This is a genomic window from bacterium, assembly GCA_039961635.1.
In the GTDB taxonomy this organism is placed as follows: Bacteria; 4484-113; 4484-113; order JAGGVC01; family JAGGVC01; genus JABRWB01.
The window spans coordinates 1-4,710 of sequence record JABRWB010000073.1 but is presented as its reverse complement, the minus strand read 5'-3'; the positions used below and the strand labels follow the sequence as shown (position 1 = coordinate 4,710).

Below are 4,710 nucleotides of genomic sequence, written 5' to 3'. Positions count from 1 at the left end.
TTTGGGAAGAATGGAACGCCGAAAGGAGGAACCGGGGCCCCCAAGCGGTAGCGAGCGAAGCGAGCGTAGGCGCTTGGGGTGGTAGTGACTTCCCCGCTTTTTATTCGGCACGCTTCGACGGCGCGCCCGCGCCTGAAATTTTTTCCAAATTGACGCGTGTTTTCGTCCGTCGCTGGTATATATTGCTTTCGCGTTTTCGGAGCGAGTATGCCAGACTACGACGTAATCGTGATCGGATGCGGCCCTGCCGGCCAGCAGGCGGCCATCAAGTGCGCCAAGCTGGGCCGCCGCGTCGCGCTCGTGGACGACCGCGAGGTCGTCGGCGGAATGTGCCTGCATGTCGGCACGATTCCGTCCAAGACGCTGCGCGAGGCCATCATTTATCTTTCGGGCTACAACGAGCGCAAGATTTACGGCCCGGATTACCGCGTCAAGCGCGACATAACAATCGAGGATTTGCTTTTCCGCTGCAACGAAATAATCCGCCGTGAAATCGAGGTCATCCACAACCACCTGGATTCGCAGGGCGTCGAAGTGCTTGTGGGCAGGGCGTCGTTCACGGATCCGCACACCATAAACGTGGCGTCGAGCGAGCGAACGCTGTCGCTATCTGCGTCCGGCTTCATAATCTGCACGGGTTCGGCCGCGCACCGTCCGGAGGGCGTGGATTTCGACGGCCGGACGATAATGACCACGGATGAAATTCTCGATTTGCTCTTCCTGCCGCAAAAGCTCGTCATCGTCGGCGGCGGGGTTATCGCGATCGAGTATGCGTGCATGTTCGGGCTTCTGGATATAGACGTGACCGTCGTTTCGTCGTACAGGGACATCCTCCCGTTTGTTGACCGCGAGCTGGTCGCGGCGCTCAAAAACCACATGCAGCGAAGCAACGTGAAGCTCGCGCTCGGCAAGGAAATCGCGAAAATGAGGCGCGACAGCTCCGGCCGGGTGGTTGGGCAGTTTTCCGACGGGGAAGGATTCGAGGCCGACCTGGTGTTGTTCGCGGCGTCGCGGCGGGGAAACACCGCGGGGCTGAACCTGCAGGCTGCGGGAGTCCCCGTCGGCGAGCGCGGCCACCTGAAGGTTGACGAGTGCTTCCGCACCGAGGCTTACCACATCCTTGCCGCGGGCGACGTAATCGGCTTTCCGGCGCTTGCGTCCACTTCGGGCGAGCAGGGGCGCAAGGCGGCGAACCATCTGCTGGGCATTTCCGATGTGCCATATCAGGCGATATTCCCGTACGGGATATACACGATTCCGGAGATTTCGATGGCGGGCGAGTCCGAGGACAGCCTGCAAAAGAAGGGCGTCAAATACGAAGTGGGGATAGGCAACTACCTTGACACCGCGCGCGGCCAGATAGTCTTCGACGAGGACGGGCTGGTCAAGCTGCTCTTCGATCCCGAAACGAGAAAGCTGTACGGCGTCCACATTATCGGAACGAACGCGACCGAGCTTATTCACATCGGCCAGGCTGTGCTGATTTATCAGGGCACGCTCAATTATTTCATTGACACGGTTTTCAACTACCCCACGCTGGCGGAGGCTTACAAGCTGGCCGCGATAAACGGGCGCGACAAATTGGGCTACGGCTCGCCCGCTCCGGCCGTCAAGTGATATCATGCGCCGCAGGCTGCGCGTTCCGGGGAATGCCGGCCGATTTTGCGCTAGCTGGGACGGCTGTATTTGCATCGAACCATCCGTATGGAGAAAAAGCCCGCGGACGCACCGCAGGAGCGCCGGATGCTCCCGAGATGGGTGTACGCGCTCGCGCGCGTACTGGCCGTGCTTTTAATTTTCGGCGGCACCGGCGTGTTTTATTTCGGCTACGTTTGGGGGGGCAGAACAATTTTTTTGCAGCAGGTCAGCGCCGAGGACGTGACCCGCGGATTCGATTTCGGCCCGATTTACATGGTTTCGGGGCTTAACTACCTCGCCCGGCTGGAGCTTGTAATTCCCGAAAGCGGCGAGTTTTGGGAAACAACATTGGCCGTTCTCGACTCTAACAAGGCGGTGGTGGGCAAGGAATCGGTGTTTCTTGCGGTGACGCAAAAGGAGTTCGCGCCCGGAGAGCGCACGGTGCTGCCCAACCATTTCCGGCTGATGGGCGACTCCGGCTGGTACTATTTCAGGTTTCAGCAGGTCGCGGGCAGCTATCCGGCGCTCGGCGCGATGGGCCCGCCGGCGGCGAAGCTGGAGCTTCGCGAAGGGCTGATGAACGCGACTGCGGCATGGGCGGCGCTCGCACTGGGCTGGATTGCGGGGATCGCTTTGTTCCTGCGGCCCAGGTGACGGAATCTAAAATCTGATGACCGACGCAAAGACATATTCAGAGCGGGATTACATGCACGACCGGCGCGAGTGCCCCAAGTGCGGCCACACGATGGTGTACGGGGAATTGAGCTCGGTCGCCAACTTCGGCGTCACCAAGGATCCGCACTTCGTCACGAGCTACGGATTCATGCAGGTGCGCTACGACCGGGCGACGCCGGTTGACTGCTTTATGTGCATAGGATGCGGGTACGTAGAGATGTACGGGCGCACTCCCAAAGCGGTGTTGGATCCCATCGAGCGCCAAAAACTGATAAAGGAAGAGTTCCCCGCGCTCAAGGAGCAGCTTGAAAAAACGCGGGACAAGATAAACCTCGCGGACAGGATGTCGCGCGTGGGCGGCGGCGGGGACGAATCGGAGGACGACGACTCCGGCCCCGGCCACGTGGGAGTTTGACGGGCGGAGCGATAACCGCAGTACCGGCCGAGACAGCAGCGGGCGCAAGGCGCGAAAAGGCCGCGGGTCTCCCCGCGGCCGACTCGAGCGAAAATGCGGAATCAGGCTATTTGCCGCTCTCGTTCTTGTTCTTAAGCTCAATCTTGAGGTTGATTTCCTTCTTTTCCGAGCCATCTTCGCCGGCAACTATGTTCACCAGAAGCTCGGCGTCCGCAATCAAGCCCGGTTTGTTTGCCGCCAACCAAGCGTTTAATGCGCTTTCGATTTCGGCCTCGGTTGCGTTGATGGGAAAGTTGAATAGGTGCCCCTCGCACATCACCGAAAGAAGCCCAGAATTCGTCCCGCCGTTTTCGGCGAACCAGGTGGCGCTGACGATTTTCGGCTCCGGCAGTCCGGGGACTTCGGAGAGCGCGGCCCGTACATCTTCAATCGTCACATTTCTGCCTTCGAAAACGGATATCGCCATCGTCAACTCGCCGTTTTCTTCCATCACGTTGACCATGATGCTGGGCTTGTAATCTTTTTCGCCGGGCGGCCTGCGCGACAGCGCAAGCTCTTTCAGCGACTTGCCGACCTTGTCCAGTATCGGCTGATAAACCGTTTCCGGATCCTGCCCTTCCTCAACAACCTTTCCGAAGTAATATTCGAGCACCCAGCCATCCTCCTGCGCCCACGTGGGCGCGACGCGATAATTCGCGATTGCAAAAACCGCCAAAAGAATCGCCGCGACGGCGGCGACCTGCACGTACCATCTCTTTCCTGCAAGTGCGTATCTCAACATCGAAAACCTGTCCTCCTTCAAGGAACTTGAGCGGGCGTAAGCCGCATCGAGCATCCGCCTCTTTTCTGGAGCCGACGTAGCTCCCGAATTCGACGCCACAGCCGCCGCGGAATCGAGCGCAACGCTATCGTCCAGAAGCGCCCGCAATTCCGCATCTGCTTCCGCCGCCCGGATTTCGTATGGAGAAAGTCCGCCGCGGCCCGCCCGCTCGAACACAATTTTGTTAAGAATATTTTTCATGCCGATTCCCCTCCCTGGGCCGGCACACCCGGCTCCCTTCGGGGCAAAACCAACTCCCGCAGCGCCCGCCTGGCCCGCATCACGCGCTGCTTGACCGCGCTCACGCCGACGCCAAGCACCGCCGCCGTCTCCTTCAGGCTAAGCCGCTCCAAATAGAACAGCTCGAGCACCTCCCGGTGGTTCCACGGAAGCGACGCGAGCGCGTCAAGCACTTCGCGGGCGGCGGGATCCGCAGGCATCCCGGCGGGTATGTAATCGAGCGCCGCATCCCCGCCGCCCGATACAGCCGCCGCCGGGCGCTTATGCGAGAGGAACTCGTTCCTTACGATTGCGAAGAGCCAGGCCCGGAAAGCCTCGGGCCTCCGGAGCTGGCCGAACCGGACGAAGGCGCGGGCGAGCGCGCTCTGCAGGAGGTCTTCCGCGTCCGGACGGCTCCCCGCAAGGCGCAGCGCGTACCGCCACGCGGCCTCGTAGACCGGATCGGTCAGTGCTTGCTCGAATTTTTCCCTGGCCGGCGCTTCGGTCATGACGACATGATAGACGGGGGATGGGCGGGAAAGGTGACATGCCAGAGGCAATTGCGGGGCGGCCGCAGCACTATTTTCCCCCAGGCATGGCTTTTCTTCCTCTTGCATTACTTTTTTTTGGGAGCGCATTTACCGTGTGAATGCAATCGGCCGCCGTTCCAATTAATTCCGATTGCAGCTCCCTCTTCCGGAAGCGCGTATTTCCGTTTCGCCGCTTGCGCTTCGGATACATAGACTGCGCTCACGCGTCGTAGTCCCGGCTATACGGATTGAATGCATTCGCCGCCACCTTGTGAACATTGTATCAAGGATATATTTTTTAAGTTAACTCCCAAAACTTGTTGACAGGGTGATTTTCGGGTATAATCCCTCCAGCCGGAAGGTCTCGGCGCAACAAACAAATCGCGCGGCGGCAACGCCGCCAGGGATGACGG

5 protein-coding genes are annotated in these 4,710 nt (G+C 59.9%); 3 read left to right on the top strand and 2 right to left on the bottom strand.

The genetic code is table 11. From position 1 onward, the window contains the following. Window positions 1-207 precede the first annotated feature (207 nt). From sthA to HRF49_10715, 3 genes are all read left to right on the top strand, one after another. Window positions 208-1,617 carry a Si-specific NAD(P)(+) transhydrogenase gene (gene sthA / locus HRF49_10725; protein ID MEP0815120.1) on the top strand — a complete coding sequence of 470 codons (1,410 nt, stop codon included), beginning with the start codon at window positions 208-210 and terminating at the stop codon, window positions 1,615-1,617. 87 nt (window positions 1,618-1,704) lie between these two features. Beyond that, a complete protein-coding gene (locus HRF49_10720) occupies window positions 1,705-2,292 on the top strand; it encodes a hypothetical protein (GenBank protein ID MEP0815119.1) in 588 nt (195 codons plus the stop codon). A 16-nt stretch (window positions 2,293-2,308) separates the two neighbouring features. Then, window positions 2,309-2,728 (top strand): hypothetical protein, encoded by a 420-nt coding sequence (locus HRF49_10715; GenBank protein ID MEP0815118.1) that lies wholly within the window; start codon window positions 2,309-2,311, stop codon window positions 2,726-2,728. 106 nt (window positions 2,729-2,834) lie between these two features. Here the strand turns inward: HRF49_10715 and HRF49_10710 are convergent, their stop codons facing one another. Both HRF49_10710 and HRF49_10705 read right to left on the bottom strand, forming a co-directional pair. Further along, window positions 2,835-3,749, bottom strand: a complete 915-nt coding sequence (locus HRF49_10710; GenBank protein MEP0815117.1) for a hypothetical protein — start codon at window positions 3,747-3,749, stop codon at window positions 2,835-2,837. Next, window positions 3,746-4,276 (bottom strand): RNA polymerase sigma factor, encoded by a 531-nt coding sequence (locus HRF49_10705; protein ID MEP0815116.1) that lies wholly within the window; start codon window positions 4,274-4,276, stop codon window positions 3,746-3,748. The genes HRF49_10710 and HRF49_10705 overlap by 4 nt, the downstream gene beginning before the upstream one ends. Between the last annotated feature and the right edge of the window lie 434 nt (window positions 4,277-4,710).

Bases quoted from the DNA above. Each gene is read 5' to 3' on its own strand.
- sthA (MEP0815120.1), top strand. From the start codon at position 208: ATGCCAGACTACGACGTAATCGTGATCGGATGCGGCCCTGCCGGCCAG.
- HRF49_10720 (MEP0815119.1), top strand. From the start codon at position 1,705: ATGGAGAAAAAGCCCGCGGACGCACCGCAGGAGCGCCGGATGCTCCCG.
- HRF49_10715 (MEP0815118.1), top strand. From the start codon at position 2,309: ATGACCGACGCAAAGACATATTCAGAGCGGGATTACATGCACGACCGG.
- HRF49_10710 (MEP0815117.1), bottom strand. From the start codon at position 3,749: ATGAAAAATATTCTTAACAAAATTGTGTTCGAGCGGGCGGGCCGCGGC.
- HRF49_10705 (MEP0815116.1), bottom strand. From the start codon at position 4,276: ATGACCGAAGCGCCGGCCAGGGAAAAATTCGAGCAAGCACTGACCGAT.